This window comes from Maribacter aquimaris (assembly GCF_014596745.1).
In the GTDB taxonomy this organism is placed as follows: Bacteria; Bacteroidota; Bacteroidia; order Flavobacteriales; family Flavobacteriaceae; genus Maribacter_A; species Maribacter_A aquimaris.
Genome location: NZ_JABTCF010000016.1, coordinates 23,103 through 48,539, shown reverse-complemented (window position 1 = coordinate 48,539; position 25,437 = coordinate 23,103). Strand labels below are relative to the sequence as shown.

Sequence of the window (25,437 nt, the reverse complement as noted above, 5' to 3'; positions counted from 1 at the left end):
AGCATCAAAAGTGGGGAAAAATAATGATTTTTTGCGACTATCTGTCCAAAAAGTCATTGTTTGTGACTAATTTGAGCATTGTCACCTTTGTCAGATTAATCTCCTATCATTGAAATATCCCAATAGTTCTTATGCTAATTGATTGACATTAAGACATAAAAAAACCCCGCTTTATCCAAGCAGGGGGTTGTTATTATCTTAAGAATCGAGTCTAAGCCTCGGCTTCCTCGGTCTTATCTATAAGAATTTGTCCTTTATAGTATAATTTACCTTCATGCCAGTGCGCTCTGTGGTACAAGTGCATTTCACCAGTTGTTGGGTCTTTGGCAATTGTAGGGGCTACTGCTTTGTAATGCGTTCTTCTCTTATCTCTCCTGGTTTTGGAAATTTTTCTTTTAGGATGTGCCATTATTAATTATTTATCCGTTTGTAACTTCTTTAATTCATCCCAACGGGGATCACTATCTTCACGATTGTCTTTTTCTTCTTTTGGACTAAGTTCGGCCAACCTATCGAGTACTTCCGATTCTAAGGTCCCATCCAACACACCGGGATGAATCCTTTTTTGTGGTACGGCCAATACCAACATTTCATAAACGTATTGTGCAATATTCAATTGATGTTCCCTATGGGGAATAATTATAATCTCATCATTCTCGTCATTGAACTCGTCACCGAATTTGACCACCAACTCCATACTACCTGAAATTTCCTGGTCATAAGGTTCACTGGTTGTATCACAATCTACATTCACCGTGCCTTCTGTCTGCATCTCCAATTCCAGCATTGTACTCAATTTATTGAGAACCACATGCAATTTCAATGATGCATCATTAAACTCATTATATCCAAAAGATTCAAAGAACGTATTGTCTATATTATAATCAAACTCGTGTTTTCCTTGCTTCAAACCAGAGAAAGGAATACTGAACTCCTTTTGCTTCATCACTTCAACACTTGTTTTTAATACTTTCGCCCACATTAAGGCGGGTGCAAAGATACTTTTTTTTTCTAAAACGCCAATTATTGACACCTAAATCTTTGATTTGCTTTTGACTGGAAAGAAATTATTCCATAAAAGGCATCAAAAAAATCACATTTTGGTAGATTGTACCTCAAATCAGCGTCTAATCTTCTGCTTTTGTAGGGCATTTTCCGTCAACTGATGGTATTCCTCCCTATTCTTGAATATTTGTATCGCTTTAAAAAGCGCTTCCTTGAACGAATTATGATCGGCCTTACCTTGACCGGCTATTTCGTATGCAGTACCATGATCGGGTGATGTCCGTACCTTCGAAAGTCCGGCCGTATAATTTACCCCGTTACCAAATGACAGTGTTTTAAAAGGTATGAGTCCTTGATCGTGGTAGGCAGCAAGAATGGCATCGAATTTTTTATACCCATCGGAGCCAAAAAAACTATCTGCCGAATAAGGCCCATATACCAAGTGGCCAGCTTCGGACATCTCCTTAATGACCGGTTTCATTACCTCTTCATCTTCCTTACCGATTACCCCATGGTCCCCAGAATGCGGATTTATGCCCAAAAGGGCTATTTTAGGCCTTCGTATACCAAAATCCATTTGTAACGATTTCTCAATGATACGTGTTTTGGTCCGTATTACTATGGGATTGATGGCGGCCGGCACATCCTTGACCGGAATATGGTCGGTGAGCAACCCTACCTTTAAGTCGTCGGTAATCATGAACATAAGACTTTCACCTTCAAGCTCCTTGGCCAGATAATCCGTATGGCCAGGGAATTTAAAGTCCTCGGACTGTATATTTTTTTTATTGATAGGCGCAGTGACCAAAACATCTATTTCATCTTCTTTTAGGGCTTTTACGGCAGCCCGTAGCGATTTAATGGCATAAGCACCACCCTCCTTGGTCTCTTTACCAAATTCGATTTTAGGGGTTTCCTTCCAAACATTGACCACATTGATCTTACCATCAATCGCTTTGGACGCATCATGCACCCCATTATAGTTAATGGTAATCCCCAAGGCGTTTTTTTGGTGGGTAATGGTCTTGTTGGAGGCAAAAATCACCGGCGTGCAAAATTCCAACATACGCGTATCCTCAAAAGTCTTGAGTATCACTTCACACCCAATTCCATTTAAATCCCCTATTGATATTCCTACCCTTATTATTCGGCTTTCCTGCATTATATAATTACCTTTGTGTAGCGGTTATTACTAAAAAATAACACTAATTCAATTACACAAAACTACTTAATTTAAACGACACATGTTTACGGGAATAATCGAATCTTTGGGAGAAGTTCAACAACTTGAAAAAGAAGGGGGCAATCTTCATATCAGCATCAAGTCGGGCATAACCGACGAATTGAAAATTGACCAAAGTGTTGCCCATAATGGTGTTTGTTTAACCGTGGTGGACATTAAGGGTTCTGTTTATACCGTTACCGCCATTGAGGAGACCTTGCAAAAATCCAATCTTGGGGAATTAACGGTGGGAGACAAGGTGAATTTGGAAAGGGCCATGGTCCTCGGTTCCAGATTGGATGGGCATATTGTGCAGGGCCACGTAGACCAGACAGGGAAATGCATTGCCGTATCCCAAAAAGATGGAAGTTGGTTCTATACCTTCGAATATGGTACGACCTATAATAATGTAACCATCGAGAAGGGATCGATCACCATTGATGGCGTCAGCCTTACCGTAGTTGATTCGCGGGCCAACACCTTTAGTGTGGCCATCATCCCCTATACCTACGAAAACACAAGGTTCAACACCTATAAAGTGGGCAGTACCGTGAATTTGGAATTTGATGTAATCGGAAAATACGTTGCTAGGATGATGCAACCCCTTTCCCAATAACGGGGTTTACACTTTTATGAATATTTTCTTTTTATAGAGGACATGTGCAAGTAGCACATAAAAACTTACCACGGTTAGTCCGTATAAAAGGGAGGAAAGTTCCATAGACATAAAATCGTGTACATAGACTTTTTGAAAAAGCCACCCGTGCAAGGACGTGTCACCTACAGGTATCCTACCCATGATCTTACTGGTAAAGCTCGATAGAAAATAAATGGTGATGGCATTGGCCCCCACTTTTTTGAAAATACCCCCGAATGCAATACCCTGCACATCGGAGAGATAATAGATTAGGGCCAGGAACATATTGGCCCAACCAGCGGTCACCAACACAAAACTACTGCTCCATAGGGCTTTATTGATTGGAAAAACCACATCCCATAGATACCCTAGGGCCAACATAGCCACTCCCATTCCCAATAGCACAATTTCTTTACGCTCCCTCTTAGAAGTCAAGATCAGGCCTGTAAAAATTCCCAATAAAGAGGTTGCAATGGAGGGCAGGGTACTCAATAGTCCCTCGGGATCATAATCGGGTTTATAGTTGTGGGTGCCAAATATCTTGACATCCAAATAATTCGCCAGATTGTTCGGGGCCCGGTCAAAGGTAGAGGCTATTCCCTCAACGGGCACATAAGTCATCAATAACCAATAGCCGACCAAAAATGCCACACAAATACCTATCAGGTTTTTCCAATTGAAATTCATGAACAATAGGGCAGCAAAGAAGAATACTACCCCAATCCGTTGCAACACTCCTGGAAACCTGATGTCGGCAAAATCCTTTATAAATGGAAACGTAATGGTAAATGCCCCTAGGAACAATCCAAGTCCGACCAATTTCAAACTACGTACAATTATTTTCCTGTAAGTGTCCCGGGATGGCATCTTATGTTGATAGGCAAATGCAATGGATGTACCCACTATAAACAGGAAAAAAGGGAATACTAGGTCGGTCGGCGTATACCCGTGCCAATGGGCATGCAATAACGGTGCATAAACGTGCGACCAGGTTCCTGGGGTATTCACCAAAATCATCAATACAATGGTCAGTCCCCTAAAAATATCGACTGAGATAACCCTATTTTTCATAATGCATGCTTTAACAAAATAAAGTTAACTTATTTAGGTTATTTACCCTATTGTATTGGGAGACTTTCGGATATTGGATGCGTCCTCGCAAAATCAGGGCTGTGGCTTTATCGTCTTATAGCCAATCAATTGTTCTTTCGTATCCAAAACCGATTTCACATAAGACTTGAATGCATCGTACTCGCTGGGTTCAATCCTTTCCTTTGAGGTATTTGCCAGTATATTGATATGCAATTCATTAGGCTTTATTAGCTCATAAGTGATCTTATAGCTGTGCTTCCTGTATTTAAAATCGACACTTTCAGGCACCTCAACAAATTTCTCATTTTCACCCAGTAGGATTTTATAGGATGATTTGTAGACATCGGCATTTTCATAGAAAATGTATTCGATAGGGAAGTTCCTTTTCTCATCTGAAATAACCCCACTGTTATACGCATTGTTCACCGCCGGAATTCGAAAGACCTTCATACTTCCTATTTCATCAATGGTTTCGTTAATGGTCAAATCCGAGGTATAGGCGATTACGGGTGATTTTATATCATACTGGATATCGTAAATGGAATCCAAACTAAAATCCTCTAATAACCTTCCTTTAAAATCATCTGTGATCTTTGTTTTGATGACCTCATCATTATCTTCCTTCAGGATACTTGCGTAATTCGAATTGATACTGCCCTTTAAAACCGATTCAATTTTCAGTTGGTGTGCTTTGTCCTTTAACCGATATACCATATTACTTTCAATGACAGTAGGGGTATGGGCAATGTTATTAAGTAAATAAACCCCCTGATGAACATCTTTAACCACCTTGTTGGGAATGTCCAAGGCTGTGGCATTTTCCAAACTTGTAGGTATGGATTTAAAGGGCAGGTTATTATCGGTAAGTTCTAAATACTGTGGCTTACCATCAATAAAAACCTTTACGATACAGTGATTGAAATCCTGACTTGGCAATAGCATTGCTTGCTTACCATAATCCGAGGTCAATACCAAAACCAAATGGGATTTTAATCCCGCCATTTGTGCCAAGGTCACGTACAGGGTTGAAAAATCCTTGCAGTCACCCAACTTGGATTTAATGGTTTTTGCAGGTCGCTGTGGCACATAACCACTTTGCCTAAAACTTACATAACTATAACTTAGGTTCTCCATTAAGTAGTAATAGATCCGCTCCGCTTTTTCGTTGTCAAAATACATATCGACCGATTCGGGAAATATTTCCTTAAAGGCCTCTTCCACATCAGAATTTATCTGCATTTGGGGGCGGACAAGATCGGCATACCACGCGGCAATATCATCCCATGAATCAATGGTGCTTATGTGCAGATATCTTGCGATATCAGCCATGCTGGGCATATAATCCTCTTGTTGTTCCAGAGGTTTTAAATCGTCTATTTGCCAAATATGGCAAATGTAATCGTCCATTTTCCTTTCCTGGTGGGGCACTTCCCCATTCACCATCCGAAATTTGAACGGTTTTTCCTTTGGCACTAAGATCTTAAGTGAATTCTTTAGAATGGGGTGATACGAATCCATTTGAAAATAATCTACATAATCCTTATAAAACCTCCCACTTGAACTCGAGCTACTTTCATAATCGATATAAATAACATCCCCAACCTCCAATTTACCGAATACCAGATTGGATCCATTTTTTGATGCAGGCACCACAGTCTTGTTGGGTTTGACAATTTCAGACTTGGTAATTCGATAATTGCCCCGAAGTCCTAAATCAAGTTCTTTCATTGATTCTATACCACTCTCCGAAGTAATCTCGACCACATAACTGTTTTTATTTCTGTAGCCACCCTCCGCATATAATTGCACCAAGGTTTCATCGAGCAAATAATTGTACCCATAATTATTCTTGGTTTCCTTATTCCGGTTCTTGGCGATAAAATCATAAATCTCCCCAGTTGCCATGTCCTCGAAGTAATCCTTGGTTCCGGATAGGTCTTCAATTTTCTTTCTGAGTGCCCTATTGCCCCCATTGTGTTTCAACGACCTTTTGTAATACACCAAGGCCTCTTTCTTCCTGCCCAACTGCTCCAGTGCATTTCCCATGTACTCCATCCCAATAAAGGAATAGGGATAATTGTCCAATACCTTTTTGATAAAGGGCAGCGATTCTTCATATTTCTTGTATTCATGCAGATACTCAATATAATCCTTCAGGTAGGAATTGCTACTATTAACATCGTTGTACTGTTCTTTGAAAAGTTGTATTACCTGTTCTTTTTTGTTTTGTTTGTCATAGAAACCAGCCAATTTTTTAAGGACCGGATAATCGAAATAAAGGTCATTGATCGATTCCAATACCTCAATCGCATTTTCATCCTCGTTCAAATAATCGGAATACAATGAGATGTACAACTTGATCAATTTTGTCTGATCCTTGAAATTGGTGGTTATGTATTTCAATTTTTCCTTGATAGCACCCTTATCCTCTTTTCGGATACTCAGCATCAAGTCTGCCGAATGCTTTAATATCGGCAAATCGGTTGCCGCCTTAAACTCATCGGTAAACTTTTCGAATTCCTTGATGGGCAACTTAAAAAGCTCTCCAGACTCCTGAAAGCGATATACATACGACAGGTAATATTTCCCATCGTCTTTTTCAATGTTCTTTTGAAGTTCTTGGGAGGAGGTATAATCCTTTTCCAGATTATAGCTCAAAATCAACAAGCGCCTTAAAAAGGAGCTGTTGTTATGGGCTTTGATCAATGGTAGAATGATTTTTTTGGCCTCGGTGTATTTTGAATTCCTCAAATACGTACTTACCAAACAATAGGTATAAAAGAAGTTATTGGGGTTTTCGGCAACTTTTACCTTAAAATAGGCTTCCACCGAATTATCAACACCTTCAGGTTGCAAGCTGGCCAGGTTGCTTTTGTTATAGGCACGGTACGTTGGGTCTACTTCTAGATTGTTGAGTGCATTTCCGTCAACATCGGTCAATCGGGCGATAAAATATCCTACCCCACCTTGGTCGGCATTCTTGACCAATATCCGATTTACTCCTTTAGGCAATGTAAATGCAACATTATAGGCATCGAGGTCGGTGATGCCGTCATTGGTGTTTTCCAAAACCACGACATCATTGACCCAAACCTTTGCCAAGGCCGAACTGCCCAAGCGCAAAACCACCCTCTGCTCAATAGGGTTGGTGATAAAGGTCTGCGCATAGTTGACACCTGCCCCATATTCGGTATGATTGGAGTAAAATTGATAGGCTTCCCTTGCTAACGCACCATTGTTGTACCAATTGACAAAACCATTGCTATTGGCATTGAAATCTACTTCGGAATAGGCTTTTTCCTCAGGTTCATAGGCAATATCCAATCCACTACCGTTCAGGTTCTCGAAGGTACCGCAATACTGCCATTTCTTAATGGATGCCATTTCCGAATTCAATTGGTAATAGCCTTCCCAGTCGTTATTATGTCTTGCAACTATGGATTTCAGGTATTTCATGGCTTCTAAAACCGTAGGATTCTTGATGCGGCCCAAATCGATATCCGTGATATTCTTACTATTCTTATTATTGAAACCGCTTTCAATATAGCCGTCGAAAAAGAAATTTTGGGTCCATAGCGCATAGAGGTAATACTCAAAATCCTTATACTCCATCAATTGCTGGATAAAATCACCAGGATTGGTGAAATTTCCGTTTTCTGCCTTTATGATCTCCTGCGATAAAAAATAGGCAATATCGTCGTCCTTTGATTTTCGCAAGATCGACAAAGCCTCCTTTCGTTCATTCCTGAACAAATGTTCCCAATGTTTTTCATAAGTGGTGTCCTGGGAAAATAAACTTGATGTGGTTGTCAAAAGGACAAGGGCAAGTAAAGACAATAATCTCATAATCCGAAAAAGGGTTGGTTTGGTATAATCACACGGATAGTGATAACGGAATTTCCTTATGCCTTGGTATGCGTTACAATCGTTATTTTATGATATTCCATATTGACAACCAAAACCATGTGGTTTAAACGTAGTATTCATCGTAGCCTGCAGATAACTTAGATTTAATCGGTATCATTCCAGTATTAAATCGGCAAAAAAATCAGGTTGATGGAAATCGGGCTGTGGCGTTAAAATTGGCTGCCAACTTAAAAAATGCGGTACTTTGCATTCATCTCCACACTTGTAAAAATTAGCACGAATCGTCTGTCCTTTCTTAACACCTAGTATTTCCAAGGGGATTGCAAGTTGTAACCACCAACTACCATTCACATTATCCTTTCCAATAATCTCCTTTCCAAGAGAAGATGCTCTTTTGATTGTTTTCATCCGATCATCCTCCAAATGGATCCTATTGTCCCTTCCCATACCAAAACCGACAAGGACAGTACCAATGCAGCTAACTTCAAAATTGAAATACCCTTCATTACTATTTTTTGAAAAAAATGCCTCCACACAACTATCTTCCCAAACGGCATCATTATCGTTTACATGCTTGGCGTGAATATTTTCTTCAATCACCTTGTAAAGTATGAAAAGATGCTGATTGTTGTGCGCTAGGTAAAAATCCACCGAAGGCTTATAACGATATGCTTCCCAGTTAATTTGATCTATTTTACTCGAGAACCCAGAGGAAGCAAGTGTCTCATTAAGCTGCTCCAAGGGAATCTCATCAAGATCAGGAATAAACGGAATCACCAATGATTTAGCAGCTTCCATAACTTTTACAAGTAAGACTTAACAGCATCCTGCATGGCCGTAAATTGGGCCTCCATACTTTGTAACAATTTGTTTTGAGCATGCGTACGTACCAGGTTGTGCTCTGGGTTTTTGATTTTATAATAGGTGTCACCAGCAATATAATCCATTAAAAAACGAAGCACCTGTTCATAGGTTATGTATTTGGCCGAAAACGCCAGATAATCCATTTCAGACTGTACTAAAAACGATTTTGCCTCTTCGAGGTATCCTTTGGTGTATGCCGTGAAAATTTCCAAATCCATAGACACGTTATCCAATTCCGTATCATCTTCAAGCCCGGTATTGGTGTATGACCGCATAGCGTCGCCAAAGTCATTCAAGGCAGTGCTACTCAGTACCGTATCGAGGTCGATCATGCACAAAACGTCCCCCTTCTTATCGAACAAGATATTGTTTATCTTGGTATCGTTATGTGTTACACGTGTAGGAATGGTACCATCTTCAACCAAAGTCCAAAATCGCAACATTTCTTCACGACGGTCTTCTATCCATGAGATTTCTTCCTTTACCATGCTTTTACGTCCAACAGGATCTTTTGCCAATACCTCATCCCATTGTTCAAAGCGAAAGCGGATGTTGTGAAAACCGGGTAGGATATCTACAAGCTGTCCTTCGTAATCAGAAGTCATGCGCTGAAATTTTCCTATGCCCTTACCACCCGAGTAGGCCAGTTCTGGGGTATCTGCCGATTCGTAGGATACGCTATCGTCAATGAAAAGGCACATCGTCCAGAATTCGCCCTCTTCATCAAGTTGATAAAGCCTACCATCGTGGGTTTTGGTCAGGGTCATTGTCTCGCGCAAAGGATCGCCGCCATCGGCAACGATTTTCGCTTTTAGATGGGTTGTTATGTTCTGGATGTTATCCATCATGGAAGGTACATCCTTGAAAATTGTCTTGTTTTTTCGCTGAAACAAATAGTTAGGCGAATCTTCACCGATGGTTTTTAAAATATAGGTGTCATTGATAAAACCTTCACCAAGGGGTTTGATGGATTCTATTTCGCCTTCAACTTGAAATTGTTTAGCGATATTGTTTAATTCCGATAACATATCTTTAAATTTTAGAATAACTACTTTCTGATTTTACTTCCTTTAACGGCAAAATAGAGAATATACAGGTAGGCCGGGATAAATAACCAGTAAGCGGTCTGATAATTTGCAACCGTAGCAACCTCGGTAGTTTTGACCGCATCAATCAAAAAACCGAAAATTAAAGGAATCACAGCTCCCCCTACGATACCCATGACCAACATGGACGAACCGGTCTTCGTAAATTTACCCAAATCGGCAATGGCAAGGGGCCAGATGGCGGGCCACATAAGGGAGTTGGAAAAACCAACGAGTGCCATGCAATAAATACCATATTCGCCAGGAAGGAAAATCATCAATAACACGGATATAATTCCTATCCACGAAAACAACCTTAACGCCGCAGTTTGTGATATAAACTTAGGAATCATTAGTACGCCAAAGATATATCCAACGACAAGCCCCAATGGAACGTATATAGCAAAACTATCCAAATTCTGGGCAGTATCTCCAAATATGGATTTGGCAAAACCAATAATCGATACCATGGGCAAGGTTTCTACACCAACGTAAATAAACAGGGCAAGTACTCCTAGAAGTAAATGTGGAAATTGAAAGATACTTGTTTTACCCGCAGCATAACCCGTTGTAGCCGCCTCGTCAGATTCGTCTTCGCCTTCGGCCTTCACTTCCGGTAGTGGTGCAAAAATCATAAATACACCCAATGCGACAAGAATACCTGTTACAATATAGAACGGAACAATTACATCATCGAGTTTAACATTGTTCAAATCCATGAACAGGCCAAGAAATAATGATGATAACCACCATGCCGATTTATTAAAGATCCCCATAAGACTCATTCGCATTGCGGCACTTTCTTTTGGACCAATAATGGTGACGTATGGGTTAACGGATGCCTGTAAGATCGTGTTTCCAATACCACCTATAAAAAGTGCGATTAGAAACAATGGAAAACTAAGCATGTTTGATGATGGAACGAACAGTACCATTCCGATAGCCATAACAAAAAAAGCGATGACCATTCCGTATTTATAGCCTACTTTTTTAATAATCCATCCGGCTGGTGCACCAAATATCACAAAAGCGGAAAATATGGCAGCAGTAACCAAATAGGATTCGGATGTTGATAAGTCGAAAGCATCTTGAAGAAACGGGGTAAGGAAACCACTGATCCCTACACCAAATCCAATAACAAAAAAGAGAACACTAACAATTGCTAAAGGGACAATGTAGCCTGATTTTTTTAAGTTGGTCATATTAAGAGTTTTATTATTTAAAAATAGTTAGGCATTATAATACAATCCGGCAGCGCCCAGTATGGCGATATCCTCAAGTTCCGATTGTTCAACGGCAACGACATCCCTCATAACCTCAAAGGGGAAATCGGCGATTTCTTCTTGAATCCCTTCTTTAAAAAGAGGAAATGATTTACTGATAGAACCTCCAAGAATAATGGCATCGGGAGCAAGGATATATATAATGGTCGTAATAAGTTTGCCAACATGATGTCCAAATTCATTGAAAAGCCCCAAAGCATTCTTGTCTCCATCCATCGCTTTGTCAAATAATTCTTTACCACTAGTATTGTTCATTTTATTAAAGAAACCACTGCCGCAATAGGCTTCGAAAATATCATCTTTATAGGGCATATGACCTACTTCACCAGCACCTCCAAATAGGCCCGAGTGTAATTTATCATTGATAATAATACCGCCACCAACACCAGTTCCTAATGCAATGGCCAACATGTTTTTATAATTTTGTCCCTTGCCAAAATGTTTTTCCCCTAAGGCAAAACAATTGGCATCGTTTTCCATATACACTGGTATATTGAAACGGGTAGTTAGTTTTTCAATGAGGCGCAGACCATTCCATGCAGGGATGTTGGAAATTTTGACAATCTCTCCCTTATTGGCATTAATTAATCCAGGGACACCAACACCAATGGCCTTTGTATGGGGCAGCATCACCTTTTCAATAACCTCATATAGTGTTTCAAGTATTTCCTCGGCCGATCTCTCTGCACCTGTTGGCAACGAGTAGGTCTTTTCTATTTTTTTATTGACAATACAACCGGCTCCAATCGATGTACCACCTATATCAACACCTATAATTACTTCTGATTTCATATTTTAATATTTGTTTCAATTCAATTACTTCAACACTTCTTCCCTATTGATTCGTTCAATTCCCCTTCCTGTTTTAGAATTTATTCAACAAAAGCTTTTTAAATGATTTGGTCCGCGATCCAAACGTATTTCCACCAAGGTTTGGAGAAAACAAATATCACTTATTATTCTGTAATTCGTAGACACCATAAACCTCATTTTTCGTATGATCTGTTGCAGCGTACAAAATCGGTTTTCAAATTCTGGATATTTCTGGGGCTGGTCATTAGAGCCATCGAAATTCCCCCTAATCATTAAGGCAGATTTTTTCTGGAACGGGAACATTTGGAAGAATCCATGCGCATCCTTTTTTGACACACAAACTCTGATTCCTAAAATAAATGAGAAGAATACGATATTAAAAATAGAATCGAGTGTACTTAATTGCAAAAGGTGGCTTATTAATTAAACCCTAAAGATATAATTTTTTAGGATACATTTGCCTTTTGTTCGTTAAACAACTACTGTGATTTTATCAATACAACCGGATATTTCAACAATGGCATGGATCATGGCATTGGCTGCGACTTTTGTGGTCGGAATTTCCAAGGCAGGAATCAAGGGCGTGGCCATTATCAACGTGACCCTAATGGCTTTGGCCTTTGGGGCCAAGGAATCAACCGGACTGGTAGTTCCACTGCTTATCTTGGCCGATATCTTTGCCGTCGTCTATTACAACAGACATACCCAATGGTCGTATATCATACGGTTTTTACCATGGATTCTCGTGGGAATATTGATCGGGGTCTATATTGGTATGGACCTCGATGAAAAAACCTTTAAGATCGGGATGGCCTTCATTATTCTCGGGAGTGTGGCGATGATGTATTGGTGGGACCGAAAAAAAACCAAGAATGTTCCCTCACATTGGTCCTTTGCCGGATTTATTGGTATCCTCGCGGGCATTACCACCATGATCGGTAATTTGGCCGGGGCCTTCAGCAATATTTTCTTTTTGGCCATGCGGTTGCCCAAGAATGAATTTATCGGTACCGCTGCTTGGTTGTTCCTGATCATCAACCTCTTTAAACTCCCCTTTCATATTTGGGCTTGGGGTACCATTACCGCAGAAACCTTGATGATCAACCTAAAATTGGCGCCTGCCATCTTCCTTGGACTTTTTGTCGGAGTACGTTTGGTGAAAATCATCAAAGAGGATTTTTACCGCAAAATGATTCTCGTGCTAACTGCCCTGGGTGCAATTATGATCTTGGTGAAATAAGACCTTTTTGAAGCATGTCCCTCACAGTGGTTTCAGGTCTTTGTTGTCTTGTATGGACTAAAAAATGGAACCGGTATGGTACATCCCCATCCAAGCGATCCATGAAAGTCCCAAACAAATCAAAAACCTTCCTATCTCAACATAATTAATCCTCGTTCGCATCAGCTGTAAATTTTAATTTGGAGTGGCAATATTACAGGTGAATTATCATATGCGTTTTGGTTTTGGACTAAAACCAGATTTTATCCGATAAAACAAAAGGGCGTTGTAGTTTCAACGAAATTTAGGGGTTTATACCCCAAATAATCGAGTGGAACGATTTAGTATGCTTAAAGGACTGCAATAAAAAACCATTGCCATATTCAAGGTACAACCCTTTTAAGGCAGCAGACATTTGGGAAACATCCATTGTTCACTATCCGTTTTGATACTGCGGATTCCAACAGTTCGATTATTTATATCTTGATGTAAATCCTCTTTTTGTATAACCAATAACAAAGATACCAAAGGAAGAAAAGTACAATAATGCTTAAGATGAGCATGGCATATACCTCCCCCATCCCTGCGAAAATGGCATTTGAAAAGGGGAGTACGATTTTCCTGATTAAATCTGCCCCGCCCACATGGGCAAAGAGATAGATAAATAATGGGTTCATTCCAACAATCGCGAAAAACAGGACCCCTTTCTGATACTTCCTCATATCGATCAACCAATAACTTAAGGCGAGTGCTAGGATTGACCATCCACCACTGGCAAAGACAAACGTACTTGTTGAGATACGTTTGATGATTGGGGTAATTGGGCTTAGGCCAAATCCTATTATCAGTCCTAAAAGACCCGTTACCACAAGAATCTGTAACTTTCCCTTATCGGTCTTATTACCCATCATCAATTGGCCTGCTAAAACACCCCAAATCGTATGGGCTGCAGTAGGTATGGCATTGAACATTGCCCAATGGCCGCCATCTTCCTTCCCTGAAATAAGGATATTGAACCAAGCACCAAAGTTTTCGCCGGGGAGAAATGCATGATTAAAGCCTTCCAAAGGGAAAAGCCTGTAAAGGGACTCTGAAATAAGAATCAGAAAAACAGAAAAAGCGATTTGAACAGCTACGGGCCTTTTTAATATGATAAATGCCAAAATATAGGTCACCGAAAGCTGGGCAAGTACGTTTTGGAACCTAAAGACGATTTTCCCAGGATCTATACAGTATAAGGCCCAACCCAACACCAACATTAAAAATGCCCTTTTTAGGGCGTGTTTAAAAACTTGATTGTAGGTTTCACCCCTGGCAATTCTTTTATGGAATGACAATGGCATGGCAACCCCTACTATGAACATAAAAAATGGCTGGATCAGGTCCCAAAAATGCATACCTTCCCATTCCATATGATGAAACTGTTCCCCTAACGCGTGTATAATAGTTCCTTCAAATTCGGGAGCCACCATATATGTAAACAGGTGAGAGAACTCCGCTATGAGCAAAAACATCGTTACCCCCCGATAAAAATCAAGGGAAAGAAGTCGATTGTTGGATGGTTCTTGTACTTTGGCCATATCATTTGTATTATTTATCTCTCCAATACTTGGGGATAACTATGGATGAAATAGCAATTCTCAAAAGTCCTTGGAAATTAATTAGCACCAATAAACGACGAAAAAGATAGGAAATAAAAGTTACTCCAATCCATATTAAACCTTCTATTTTCCCCTAGGACAACCCACGTGTTTCTGAATAAAAGCTTTTATTCGATTTTTCGTAAACCCTAGCCTACCCTTTTTATTAATGCTGGAAGGTTAGTCGATCACACTGGTTTTCTGTTGATTATCAAGATTTACGCCTGTCTCACATCTTCCTTGTGCCGTGATTGGCTTCCCTGAACCGGTGTGATACAAACCTTATCCTCCCTGTATACATGTAGGGTAAGAATGCGGAAGGCAAGGAGGATCAACGCTATCGTCGCATTAATATCCCGCGGGTAATGCCCTTCATTATTCCAATCGTCAAATTATGGAAAGAAAAAATAAAGCCTTGGTTGGGTTGGTTTGGCAAAAAAACAATCGGTTACTTTTCTTACTTTTGATTATCAGCTGCTTTGCCCTGTATTTTGTTATATGTAGAAAGCAGCTTTAATAATCCCTTTTGTACAAAGAAATTAAGGAATGAAAACACCTGTACTCCCTTTTTTGATATTGATCATGACTACCATAAAAGTCTTTTCCCAAGACCCCAATCTCCATGTTTACCTATGCTTTGGGCAATCAAATATGGAAGGCTCTGCTACGATAGAGCCCCAAGACCTCATCGTAAGCAGTCGTTTTAAGGTAATGCCTGCTACCGACTGTCCGGATGTCGGCAAGCAAAAAGGGTTTTGGTACACCGCAGTGCCCCCATTGAGCCAATGCTGGACGGGACTCTCCCCTGCCGATTACTTTGGGCGTACCATGATTAAAAAACTACCGGATAGTATTTCGGTAGGGGTAATCAATGTTGCCATTGGCGGATGTGATATTCGCTTATTCGATAAGGCTATTTACGAGGATTATACGGAGACCTATAAGGAAGCCTGGTTTACCGATAAGATCGCCGCCTATGGTGGAAACCCATATGAACGTCTTATAACAATGGCCAAAAAAGCCCAAAAAGATGGCGTTATCAAAGGCATTCTCCTGCATCAGGGTGAAACAAATAAGGACAATCACCAATGGCCAAATTATGTTCAAAAAGTATATAACAATATGTTGGCTGATTTAGGGCTTACTGCCGAAGAGGTACCCTTATTGGCCGGCGAGGTTGTCGGTGAAGACCAAAACGGTGTCTGCGCCAGTATGAACCCTATCATGAACACCTTGCCTGAAACAATACCTACAGCCCATGTGATTTCTTCTGAAGGTTGCCCTGTGAGGGAAGACCATGTACATTTCAATTCGGAGGGCGTTCGCCAATTAGGCGCCCGATATGCCGAAAAAATGCTGTCTTTGGAAGGTGTTGAATAGTCAAGTTATGGCCCTGTACGAAGTATGTATTATTAAATGATCCCCATCGCTAGGGTTTTACCTCACCGTAGTATGCTTAAGGTCTTGTTTTATCCGTGCTTCAGTTGGATGCAGGAAAATCATATATGCAATAATGAAAATACCAAGGATCACTAGATCGGCCTTCATGAATAGGATAATTAAGGCCGCACCCTCCAAAATGGCCCATCGTACCAAGGATGCACCTTGATAAAATGGTATTTTTTCCTCCAAACTCTTTTTGTGGTCTATCTTATCCAATTGGGACCGAAAAAGAAAATTCCCCAGAAAAATAGCCGCAATGGGAATGCATAAATACACCATCACCTCCGTATCCAATTCGGGAAATGTTAAAAAGTCGAGCGAAGTAAGATTGCCTATATACAGATAGGCAAGCACCATCCCCACACAAAGGGCGATATGTAAAATTTTAAGGACTTTTAGTTTTTCTTTCATAAAAAGGTCGTTTAATTGGTTATGTCTATCGATTATATATGTATTATAATATTACTTAGGATAAAACAAGTTTATCCCATTGTTAGTATACTCGGCCTAATTTAATCCTATTGTTTTTCATTTGTTTTATGCTATGGAAAAGGTACTGATCCCTCACTAATTTCACAACATTATCCCTATTGATTATCTGTAACTACCTGTAAGACTATCCAATAAAATAAATCGCAAAATAAATAAAATTCCATAAGGTTATTTTTAAAAAACCTCACTTCAGTTTTTACCATGAAAATTCATAAAAAGGACAAAATAAAAAGGCCCTTTCCAGCGTTCATACCCCATAAAAAACGGAACAAGTATTGAAAGAAAATTACGGCACTATCAGTACTTTATAAGATAAAGAAATGATAATCAAATCCATAGATTTGATAGAGCCGGAAAAACTTCAATAATACCCAACAACGCAAACAAATAAATTTTAATCATTATGAGAAAAACAATGTATTCCTTAACTCTTTGTTGTGCTTCAATGCTCGCATTAAGTTGCAGTGACGACTCGGCTTCCGATGACTTTGAAGAAGCTAATGGCAATATTGAGCAAAAATTAATAAAATCGATGTCGCTTGTTTCCGCACAGGATTCCGATGAGAATGAAAATATCGTGTTATCCTATAACACCAATGGTTCTCTGAACACCATTACCACAGGAGAGGATACCAGTATTTTCGTTTATGAGAATAGTGAATTGACAAATATCTCCGGTGGAGGCGATACCTTTAACATGGAAGAGCTTTATGAATCCCCTTACGATGCTTTTGAAACTGGGGATGTGCTTGAGTATGATGAAAACGGAAACCCTAAACTACTTGAATTTCGTGAGGAAGAATATGATTACAATACCGATGACTACGTAACAAAACTGTACACGGCCGAATTGGTCTATGATGATGCCCCTAACCCTTTTTATTATACATTAAAGGCCGGTGGTCTTATCGATGTCCTAGATGGTGTTCAGTTGAATTTCAGTATTAACCCACAATTACCTGAAATTGTTCAAGCGCGATTGCTTTTTCCAGTAAATAACCTATCACAGATCGTTTATAAAGATGAGGAAGGTGAAATTGTTTATACCATAAACGCCAATTATGTATATGATGAAGATAATTATCCAACCTCTGCAACGGTAACCGCCGTTTCTTCAGATTACGAAGAGCAAGATACCTTTACCACTACATTTACCTATGTAGAATAAGAGGCCCTTCAGAACTTCGTGAAAACGAAAAAAGGCTTGGATTTTCAAATAAGAAATCCGAGCCTTTTTTTATGTTTATAAATAAGGTAAACCTTGTGATACCCGTCAGATACAAAAAAGAGGAAAGTCCCTTTTTAAAAAGCAGTTGGAGTGTCATTGCGATCACGAGACATGAAGGGAAAAGCAATCCATTTGTCAGCAATAGGAATCAGTCATATCCAATACGGTCCCGTATGGTACCATCCGCCCTATGGATGATCACATCGGCCTTGTGTTTCCGAGCCAATCGTTTTGCGTTATGAATGGCCGTATCTTGGCGTCGGTGGCTAGACGTAATACGTTTGTTGCCCTCGCGACGAACCGCCCAGCCCTTTTCATGGGGTACCACGTGTTGATGCCAGGTTCTTCCTCGTTTGCTTAGACGCATACTTTTAAAAAAGACGGCTACCAATTCACTCAATACGTCTATCCAAGAGCTGGACCTATTGCTTTCGGGCATTTTATTTTTTATTAACTATGTCGAAGGTACTATTTTTCAACAAAGAATTTAAGAAACCCAGTTTCCCGATATCGCTATCACAATCCTAAGACGGCCATTTCTTTCACCACATTCCATCAAAACAAAAACAGATCAATCCCAAAAGTTGGGTGTGAATTGGAAAAAGAAAGTATAAACTATCCCGAAGTTCGTGTTCTGTTCTTTTTTGCAGCATAGCATTCATGAATACCGTTAAAAAACAATAGACATGCCGATGAATAAAAAGAAACAGGACCGAACAACCTAGGTGCGACGTATCTTGGTTAGGAGAGGTCGGCAGTAGCCTTGGCTTGTCGACCAACAATCAATACCCTGGACATCTAAAGTGTAATTCCTCACCGTTTAGGCCGCTTTCACTAAAGTGAAATCCGCATTGGACGGCTTCCCCAGCCCAATGCGGAAACCACTTGATTTAAAACGAAATCAAAAATAGGCCGTTCTTTCTTTAGGACCCCGTTCAGGGGTGTGGAAAATATAAGGCATTATTCCTTTATGATTTTTTGGTTTTTGGAATTTTCCGCTTAATGCATTACTTCGAAATTCCCCATGTCGTATTTGGTTCTGGCCCCATCTCGAAAATCAATTCGCTACCCGCAATAATCGCATCATGGGATATATAACCTAGGTTATAAGGTTTACCATTCAACGTTGCCGATTGTATGTAGGCATTCTCCTTGGAGTTGTTATTGGCAATAATCGTGAATACTTTTCCATTCCCCACATTCATTTGCACCTTATTGAAAACAGGGCTACAAAGTTGATAGATAGGGTCGCCCGGTAAGGCGGGATAAAAGCCCATGGCACCAAAAACATACCATGAGGATACTTGTCCACAATCATCGTTACCCGGTAACCCCCCTACATCATTAAAGAAGTACTTGGCCAACATATCGCGTACCACTTTTTGTGTTTTCCAAGGTTGACCCAAACTGTTGTACATATAGGGGGCGTGCATTGAAAATTCGTCGCCCACATAGTACATATCCTTTTCAAAAAACCCATCAAGATAACTTACCAACTTTTCTTCGCCTCCCATAAAATCGGCTAAACCGGGAATATCGTGGGGCACCAATAACGTATGGTTCTTATAATATACTTCTGTGTCATGCGCGGTTCCTTGGGCCCAAACACTAATACTTTTATCATAGGGAGGCAGCCATTCCCCATTTAATTTTTTACCACGGACCAAACCAGTTTCCGTATCCAAAACATTGATATATCGTTTTGAACGCAGCATAAAATCATCATAATACCCTTCCTTACCCAAAGCCTTGGCCATTTGGGCGATACAATAATCATCATAAGAGAACTCCAATGTTCTTGCGACAGGTTCACCGTAAAATCCATAAACATCGGCGGGCACGTAGCCGATTTCATTAAAGTATTCAATACCGACCCTACCCGAAAAACCACGATCTCCTTTTACATTGGCATTTTTCAGCATCGCCTTAAAGGCCACATCGGTATCAAAACCCCGTATGCCTTTTACATAGGCATCAGCAATAACGGCATCGGCATGGGTGCCCATCATAATACTGCGATACCATGGATTTGGCCATTTCGGCAGCCACCCCCCTTCCTTATATGCATTCAACATACCATTGATTATATCAGTGCTTTCCTGTGGTTTTACCAAAACCCAAAGCGGATGTAGCGATCTAAACGTATCCCAAATCGAAAGGTCGGTATACATCTGGCCCTCGTGAACCTGAAAATCGAACGGACTAAAATATTTTCCATCCTCATTCAGATTCCGTGGATTTACGAAACATTTGGTCAATGCCGTGTAAAAAATGGCCTTATCATCCTCAGCACCTTCCACCTGGATCATATTCAATTCCTTTTCCCAAACACCGGCACTCTTCGCTACCGCCTTGTCAAAATCGAAATCGGGAAACTCCCCCTCCATATTGGCTCTGGCTTGGTCTATACTGATCAAGGAAGTACCCACTTTCATCCTGACTTTTTCTTGGTCCTGGGTCGCAAAAGTCACATAAACAGCTTTCGCATCGGTTCCTTTAAGGGCCATTTCAGGACCCAATTTAGGATCCACTTTCACGGGTTCAGAACATCTGAATTGCATAGACGTAGCTCCTGAACCATCGTAATATTCTATACGGATTTTATACGCCTCTCCTTTTGTAAGGCCCATGGTATAGGACTCTGTTCCCGCTGCGCGATACTTCCATTGATCAATGACCAATTGGTCGTTGACATACATTCGGGTACCATCGTCCGTGGTTAACGTAAACGTATGTTCCCCGGTGTGCCTCCCTACAAGGATGCCTGTATAACGGGCCGAAAAGAAATCGTCCTTTATTCCTTTGACAGGGGCTTTCAACCATTCGTAATTCAATTTGGAATAGTGCTCTTCTGCAGCAGGTTCACCTTCCAACTTATCGTTGTTGTAATAGGTTGCATTGAATCCTTTGGGAACCAAACCGTTATCAACCACATTAGGCAGCATATCCAAATTATAACTATCGAATCCCTTATTGAACTTCGCCACAAAATGACTTCTGAAATGACCGGCAATAACCATATAACCTTCAATCTCATTTTTTTCGGGTATCACCTTATAATATCCAGGAACATACACCCCATCGAATACGACGGATGAAGACTTGGATTCTGGATACGTAAATTGGAAGAATCCCGTTTTTGCCGCTGCCGTAAACTCCGCCTTAATATCGTAATCATCCAATTTAACCGAGTAATAATGCGGTTTCGCAACTTCAGAATCGTGACTGAATTTTGAAGCACGTACATCAGCATCTATTTTAATTTTACCCGTCATAGGCATTAAAGACATAGGTCCCCAATCGCCAACAACAGCACCATTGGGGTATCGCGTACCTCGAAAACCTTGAATTTTTTCCTGATCGTACCAGTAAGGCACGGGCACCGTAATGACACGATTTGTCCATTTAGCGGTTTGGGGTGTCCAATGGGTCAATGCTGAGGGATACCCCAAAATTGGAGACACATACCCTAGAGGTTCTTCCGTTTCGGTAACCGTGACATCCGCAATACTAGGTGCGGTACCTACACGCGTATCCACATAGCTTAAATATTCCTTTTGGGGAAGCGGCCCTTTTTGCTGCTGCACCCCATTTTCCCCGGTCTGCTCCTTACAACTAAAACATATCAATACTACGGTGCAGAGCGCTATACGCTTTTGAATTAAATGTTTCATCTAATTGATTTTTTCAATACTGATGATATTTTCTGAAACCAAATTATCAATGGCCGCATCATCATATCCGATCTCCTTTAAAATTTCTGCTCCGTGCTCCCCAATCATTGGCGATGGCCTTTTGATCTGTCCCGGACTTTCACTCATCGTAAATGGCATATTCTCCAAGGCCAGTAATCTGATTTCTCCATTCTCAACGGTATTACGGAGCATCAACAAATCCTTAAACTCCCATTGATGGTCTCCCGGTAAAGGCAAGGAATCAAAATTGGTATCGATAAGATTGTTCTTGTACATGTTTAAAATGATCTCATCTACCCCCAACTGCTTAATAAGGGTAAGCTTCTCCTCGGTAGGGTGCATAAACGAACCAAACCCAGGTCGCATTGGGAGATTAGCCCATTTTCCAGATTTTAGTAGTCTTTGCATTGTACGTTCTATTTTTATGATTGTTAATTCAATTTCTTCTCTGTCTTTAGAAGAATAAATTTTGCTTCAAAATGTTCAATTAATAAAGGTGATGTCAATTTTTGCAATTCTTCGCCCAACACATTCACCTCATAGACTGACTTTATATTTGGATTTTGCAGCAACTTCGTAATATCCAAAATAGCATGGTCTCCATCGGTCTCCCTCAGGTGCAACAATATACCATCACCTTCAGGGGTAAGTCTCGAGCTAACCAGCAATAGGTTGTCAACCGTATTTAAATCGATAAAGGATTTTGATTCTTGTTTTGTCGTAGCGTTCAATTTTCCCGAATTTGTCCGGGTAACCAAAGGCACCCGATTGCCCCAGCCAAACTTTGTTGCAAAAGTGTTCGAGTTATCCGCGGAAGATGTAATCTGGTATTTCCAGTCTAACTCCCCAAACTGAGTGGCCTTAAAGTTGGTCGTCCAATAATTATTGAGCACCCATGAATATATATGTCCGTTTTTGGGATGGTTTTTATAATAGTAACGACCTGTGTTGATATCCCCAAACTGTACCAAAGGAATATCATTACTACTAAAAACTATTTGGGAATTGTTTGACTTGACAGCCGCAAAGTTCTGTATGGTATTCCAGTCGGAAGCTGAACCTCCTATTTGATTTTCCCCGGGTTCAACAACGCCCCCCTGAACTTCGAATGCGAGTTTACCATTATTATCGGCCGTAAATGGAAATGCAATATATACGCCCTCAGGGTCTGTCTTGGCAAGCTTTCTCATATTATACAACAACTCAATTTCTTTGGTATGGTTATATAAACGAATTTCAATAGTAACCCCCGAGGCTTCGGCACACTCAGGAATCTGTGCTTTACACTTGATGCTTTTCCAGAGTTCCCCATCTTTTATATCAACGATTTTAAAATTGGAAAACTGTATAATTTCCTTTTTTAGGGGTTTATATACAGTATCTCTGGACATGTTGGTCAACCTTTCAAGATCACTCCTGTTATCAAGTAGTTCATAAATAAAACTGCCCAACTTATAATTACTGGTGGGGTCGATTAATTCTTTGTCCAATTCCTTGTCAAAGATACTGGCCAGCCCATTATTATTCTCGTCGATCACTATCTTATAATAATCATTTTCGACCGTGTTCGAAATGGGTAACACCTTAGGCTTAAAAATATTGGGCTTGTCCGACACCTCAATTTTGTAGGTAGCATACCCCATGGCCGGGATATCTTTAACCCATAGTGCCCAATAACTACCTTCCCCACGGCTCTTGATAATTTGGGCAGGGATTTTTTTACCGTTACCATCTACAATACGATACGATTTGTCCAATGGCAAAATATCATGATCGATAAAAACTTCCGCAACACCGGATCGACTCCAGTTTAAGGAATTAAAAACCGTAACGGACGGTTCCCTTGGGATATCCACGTACGGTTGGATCAATCCGATCGCTTTTTCCCTAAGCAAATTGGCCTGTTGATTCGCGGACCATACATAAGACGATTTTTGGCTCCACTGATCCATGGAATTCTTACTTGTCGGATCCGTGATACTTTCCGCGGCACCAAAAGTGTGTTCGCCGTACAATAGAAGATTGTCGTAGCAATTTCTAATATCATCATGTATTTGATCCGGTATTTCAGCTCCTGAGGCTTGGGCCATGGAAAGTAGCCCCATGGTCGCCAACATTTGACTTTGTGTTGTTCGCGATGTTTTGGTTTCCTTCATGGCAGATCCAAAACCATCGGTCCACCAATCGGGCCAGGCCTCCCGCTTTGTCTCAATTTTATCAGGATAATGCTCATCAACATACACCATAAATTCACTTGCCAATGACAATTTGAGTTTGGGCCATTCATACTTTTCGTTCCATTCCTTTACAATGTCGCAGGCTTTAGTTGATGGAGGCGAATTATCCGTTGTATATCCTGAAAATTGGAAAGCTACCCGATCGAGAGGGTATTCCTTGCTTTCTAATTTGGAAAGGTATTTTGATAGATTATTCCTAAAGACATCAATTCTCCCAGCGGTAAGGCTAAGAGCATTACCATGCATATAATGTTCGCTTCGATACGCTAAAAGACGTTTTCCTGAAGGGGATTCCCACCAGAATGAAGTAGGTTTGTTGAACGGCAATCTGGCCCTATGCGCATGTACACCCATTGAAACATATTTAACACCTGTGTCCTGGTACATGTCTGCCAAACACCAACCAATGCCGTTCACATCGTTTTGCATGGCCGTGGTTACGTCTATACCCTGCTCCTTAAAATTCTTTAAGGTTGCCAATTGAATCGCCAGTGCGGTTTCATCCACGATTTCCGAAAAATTCAGGAACATTCCTGCCACCTCGATCCTACCTTCCTTTATCCTTTTAAGTAATCGGTCTACCTGCTGTTTTGGACGACTGTTGATATATTCCCTTACGGTCCATGAGACCTCACAGGTCCATCGAAATTGGGATTCTTTGGGGTAATCATCGGTCTGGTCACAAAAATCAAGGGCATCATCAATATATCGCAAATGCTCCGCCAGGATTTCAGATTGTTGACGGGTGTAACCAATATCGGTATGGCTGTGTTGAACAAGATAAACGGTCCATTCCTTCACTGGATTAAGCTCAACCATTTTCTCCTTTATGGTTCCACTTACCTTAATCTTAGTTTGCACCGTCGTAGGGTGCTTTACTTTTGGAACAAGAAAATCAATCTCATTCAAGCCAGTTTTGAGATCAACTACTTTGGATTCGTTATCGACCCAAATCGTTGCATTTTCGGGTTTGCCCAAATGAACATAGTTAAATCGAACCATATTGTATAGGCGATCATTTTGTTTTCTGACCGTCTTGAGTTGTTCTGCTGAAAAGTCATTTTCAAGAGACCGCTTAAAGGTCATGTACCAAGCATTGCTGTTATTGTCAACACCATCTACTTTAAGCTTTACCGGACGCCCTGGGGTAATCATTTTAGTTGGCAACGTGAGTACCGCATATCCCATTTGATCCTGATTACTATCGATCATCGATTGATAAAAATCCAATTGTACGCCCCTTTCCCCCGAAACTTTCCATGTCTTTTCTATGTTTCCCATGGGATTTGAAAAAGTAAGTAAGACGTTATCATTAACGGATAATTCAAAATTCTCACTTTGAGGCGTAACATCTATTCCATAAAGCCAAATAAAGGATACCGTTTTTTTACTGTAGGATTCAGGAACAACCTCGGTTTCCCATTCCATAAAGGAAACATCCTTGGTCGCCCTTGTCAAATAGCATTGGTCGTTATATGAATAGGGTGAAGGATAGGCAAAATTCAATCCTGATACATCTTTTTTATATCCATTGATGTATTGGTTTTGTGAAAATGACTGAGTAAATCCCAATAATAATAAAGCTACGAATAGATAATTCAATTTTTTCATGACT

The 25,437-nt window shown here is 40.4% G+C and carries 19 protein-coding genes; 4 read left to right on the top strand and 15 right to left on the bottom strand.

Features of this window, described 5'->3' with window-relative positions; translation table 11 throughout:
- Positions 1–211: 211 nt before the first annotated feature.
- From rpmF to pdxA, 3 genes are all read right to left on the bottom strand, one after another.
- Complete coding sequence (rpmF, locus tag HPE56_RS19005; protein WP_109648514.1) at positions 212–409, bottom strand: 50S ribosomal protein L32; 198 nt, start codon at positions 407–409, stop codon at positions 212–214.
- A gap of 6 nt (positions 410–415) precedes the next feature.
- A complete protein-coding gene (locus HPE56_RS19000) occupies positions 416–946 on the bottom strand; it encodes a YceD family protein (protein ID WP_188245371.1) in 531 nt (176 codons plus the stop codon).
- Between the two features lie 174 nt (positions 947–1,120).
- On the bottom strand, positions 1,121–2,167 hold the full coding sequence (gene pdxA, locus HPE56_RS18995) for a 4-hydroxythreonine-4-phosphate dehydrogenase PdxA (RefSeq protein WP_188245325.1): 1,047 nt from the start codon (positions 2,165–2,167) through the stop codon (positions 1,121–1,123).
- Between the two features lie 82 nt (positions 2,168–2,249).
- Between pdxA and HPE56_RS18990 the strand changes: the two genes are divergently transcribed.
- On the top strand, positions 2,250–2,843 hold the full coding sequence (locus HPE56_RS18990; RefSeq protein ID WP_188245324.1) for a riboflavin synthase: 594 nt from the start codon (positions 2,250–2,252) through the stop codon (positions 2,841–2,843).
- A 6-nt stretch (positions 2,844–2,849) separates the two neighbouring features.
- Here HPE56_RS18990 and HPE56_RS18985 read toward each other — a convergent pair whose 3' ends face one another.
- The 6 genes from HPE56_RS18985 to HPE56_RS18960 all read right to left on the bottom strand — a co-directional run bounded on the left by HPE56_RS18985 (position 2,850) and on the right by HPE56_RS18960 (position 11,847).
- Positions 2,850–3,935, bottom strand: coding sequence for an acyltransferase family protein (locus HPE56_RS18985; RefSeq protein WP_188245323.1), 1,086 nt, complete (start codon positions 3,933–3,935; stop codon positions 2,850–2,852).
- A 93-nt stretch (positions 3,936–4,028) separates the two neighbouring features.
- Positions 4,029–7,802 carry a transglutaminase domain-containing protein gene (locus HPE56_RS18980; protein ID WP_188245322.1) on the bottom strand — a complete coding sequence of 1,258 codons (3,774 nt, stop codon included), beginning with the start codon at positions 7,800–7,802 and terminating at the stop codon, positions 4,029–4,031.
- A 174-nt stretch (positions 7,803–7,976) separates the two neighbouring features.
- On the bottom strand, positions 7,977–8,621 hold the full coding sequence (locus HPE56_RS18975) for a carbohydrate-binding family 9-like protein (RefSeq protein ID WP_188245321.1): 645 nt from the start codon (positions 8,619–8,621) through the stop codon (positions 7,977–7,979).
- 5 nt (positions 8,622–8,626) lie between these two features.
- A complete protein-coding gene (locus HPE56_RS18970) occupies positions 8,627–9,715 on the bottom strand; it encodes a phosphotransferase enzyme family protein (protein ID WP_188245320.1) in 1,089 nt (362 codons plus the stop codon).
- 20 nt (positions 9,716–9,735) lie between these two features.
- Positions 9,736–10,974: a glucose/galactose MFS transporter gene (gluP, locus tag HPE56_RS18965; protein WP_188245319.1), complete on the bottom strand. Its 1,239-nt coding sequence runs from the start codon at positions 10,972–10,974 to the stop codon at positions 9,736–9,738.
- A gap of 27 nt (positions 10,975–11,001) precedes the next feature.
- Positions 11,002–11,847 (bottom strand): ROK family protein, encoded by an 846-nt coding sequence (locus HPE56_RS18960; protein WP_188245318.1) that lies wholly within the window; start codon positions 11,845–11,847, stop codon positions 11,002–11,004.
- A gap of 550 nt (positions 11,848–12,397) precedes the next feature.
- On the opposite strand from HPE56_RS18960, the gene HPE56_RS18955 reads away from it, so the two are divergent.
- On the top strand, positions 12,398–13,108 hold the full coding sequence (locus HPE56_RS18955; protein WP_223170381.1) for a sulfite exporter TauE/SafE family protein: 711 nt from the start codon (positions 12,398–12,400) through the stop codon (positions 13,106–13,108).
- 455 nt (positions 13,109–13,563) lie between these two features.
- Here the strand turns inward: HPE56_RS18955 and HPE56_RS18950 are convergent, their stop codons facing one another.
- Entirely contained in the window at positions 13,564–14,667 is a 1,104-nt protein-coding gene (locus tag HPE56_RS18950; RefSeq protein WP_188245317.1) for an acyltransferase family protein, read from the bottom strand.
- Positions 14,668–15,273: 606 nt separating this feature from the next.
- On the opposite strand from HPE56_RS18950, the gene HPE56_RS18945 reads away from it, so the two are divergent.
- On the top strand, positions 15,274–16,107 hold the full coding sequence (locus HPE56_RS18945; protein WP_188245316.1) for a sialate O-acetylesterase: 834 nt from the start codon (positions 15,274–15,276) through the stop codon (positions 16,105–16,107).
- A 57-nt stretch (positions 16,108–16,164) separates the two neighbouring features.
- Here HPE56_RS18945 and HPE56_RS18940 read toward each other — a convergent pair whose 3' ends face one another.
- A complete protein-coding gene (locus HPE56_RS18940; RefSeq protein ID WP_188245315.1) occupies positions 16,165–16,581 on the bottom strand; it encodes an MFS transporter in 417 nt (138 codons plus the stop codon).
- A gap of 484 nt (positions 16,582–17,065) precedes the next feature.
- On the opposite strand from HPE56_RS18940, the gene HPE56_RS18935 reads away from it, so the two are divergent.
- The gene (locus tag HPE56_RS18935) at positions 17,066–17,830 is read left to right on the top strand and encodes a hypothetical protein (protein ID WP_188245314.1); all 765 of its coding nucleotides are present in this window, start codon (positions 17,066–17,068) and stop codon (positions 17,828–17,830) included.
- A gap of 208 nt (positions 17,831–18,038) precedes the next feature.
- Here the strand turns inward: HPE56_RS18935 and HPE56_RS18930 are convergent, their stop codons facing one another.
- From HPE56_RS18930 to HPE56_RS18915, 4 genes are all read right to left on the bottom strand, one after another.
- Positions 18,039–18,329, bottom strand: a complete 291-nt coding sequence (locus tag HPE56_RS18930) for a DUF2188 domain-containing protein (protein ID WP_188245313.1) — start codon at positions 18,327–18,329, stop codon at positions 18,039–18,041.
- A 568-nt stretch (positions 18,330–18,897) separates the two neighbouring features.
- Positions 18,898–21,564 (bottom strand): GH92 family glycosyl hydrolase, encoded by a 2,667-nt coding sequence (locus HPE56_RS18925; RefSeq protein ID WP_188245312.1) that lies wholly within the window; start codon positions 21,562–21,564, stop codon positions 18,898–18,900.
- Complete coding sequence (locus HPE56_RS18920) at positions 21,565–21,993, bottom strand: hypothetical protein (RefSeq protein ID WP_188245311.1); 429 nt, start codon at positions 21,991–21,993, stop codon at positions 21,565–21,567. It abuts the gene before it with no gap.
- Positions 21,994–22,016: 23 nt separating this feature from the next.
- Entirely contained in the window at positions 22,017–25,433 is a 3,417-nt protein-coding gene (locus HPE56_RS18915) for a glycoside hydrolase family 38 N-terminal domain-containing protein (protein WP_188245310.1), read from the bottom strand.
- Positions 25,434–25,437: the final 4 nt, after the last annotated feature.

Excerpts from the sequence above, each read along its gene's own strand:
- rpmF (WP_109648514.1), bottom strand. The coding sequence starts at position 409 with ATGGCACATCCTAAAAGAAAAATTTCCAAAACCAGGAGAGATAAGAGA.
- HPE56_RS19000 (WP_188245371.1), bottom strand. The coding sequence starts at position 946 with ATGAAGCAAAAGGAGTTCAGTATTCCTTTCTCTGGTTTGAAGCAAGGA.
- pdxA (WP_188245325.1), bottom strand. The coding sequence starts at position 2,167 with ATGCAGGAAAGCCGAATAATAAGGGTAGGAATATCAATAGGGGATTTA.
- HPE56_RS18990 (WP_188245324.1), top strand. The coding sequence starts at position 2,250 with ATGTTTACGGGAATAATCGAATCTTTGGGAGAAGTTCAACAACTTGAA.
- HPE56_RS18985 (WP_188245323.1), bottom strand. The coding sequence starts at position 3,935 with ATGAAAAATAGGGTTATCTCAGTCGATATTTTTAGGGGACTGACCATT.
- HPE56_RS18980 (WP_188245322.1), bottom strand. The coding sequence starts at position 7,802 with ATGAGATTATTGTCTTTACTTGCCCTTGTCCTTTTGACAACCACATCA.
- HPE56_RS18975 (WP_188245321.1), bottom strand. The coding sequence starts at position 8,621 with ATGGAAGCTGCTAAATCATTGGTGATTCCGTTTATTCCTGATCTTGAT.
- HPE56_RS18970 (WP_188245320.1), bottom strand. The coding sequence starts at position 9,715 with ATGTTATCGGAATTAAACAATATCGCTAAACAATTTCAAGTTGAAGGC.
- gluP (WP_188245319.1), bottom strand. The coding sequence starts at position 10,974 with ATGACCAACTTAAAAAAATCAGGCTACATTGTCCCTTTAGCAATTGTT.
- HPE56_RS18960 (WP_188245318.1), bottom strand. The coding sequence starts at position 11,847 with ATGAAATCAGAAGTAATTATAGGTGTTGATATAGGTGGTACATCGATT.
- HPE56_RS18955 (WP_223170381.1), top strand. The coding sequence starts at position 12,398 with ATGGCATTGGCTGCGACTTTTGTGGTCGGAATTTCCAAGGCAGGAATC.
- HPE56_RS18950 (WP_188245317.1), bottom strand. The coding sequence starts at position 14,667 with ATGGCCAAAGTACAAGAACCATCCAACAATCGACTTCTTTCCCTTGAT.
- HPE56_RS18945 (WP_188245316.1), top strand. The coding sequence starts at position 15,274 with ATGAAAACACCTGTACTCCCTTTTTTGATATTGATCATGACTACCATA.
- HPE56_RS18940 (WP_188245315.1), bottom strand. The coding sequence starts at position 16,581 with ATGAAAGAAAAACTAAAAGTCCTTAAAATTTTACATATCGCCCTTTGT.
- HPE56_RS18935 (WP_188245314.1), top strand. The coding sequence starts at position 17,066 with ATGAGAAAAACAATGTATTCCTTAACTCTTTGTTGTGCTTCAATGCTC.
- HPE56_RS18930 (WP_188245313.1), bottom strand. The coding sequence starts at position 18,329 with ATGCCCGAAAGCAATAGGTCCAGCTCTTGGATAGACGTATTGAGTGAA.
- HPE56_RS18925 (WP_188245312.1), bottom strand. The coding sequence starts at position 21,564 with ATGAAACATTTAATTCAAAAGCGTATAGCGCTCTGCACCGTAGTATTG.
- HPE56_RS18920 (WP_188245311.1), bottom strand. The coding sequence starts at position 21,993 with ATGCAAAGACTACTAAAATCTGGAAAATGGGCTAATCTCCCAATGCGA.
- HPE56_RS18915 (WP_188245310.1), bottom strand. The coding sequence starts at position 25,433 with ATGAAAAAATTGAATTATCTATTCGTAGCTTTATTATTATTGGGATTT.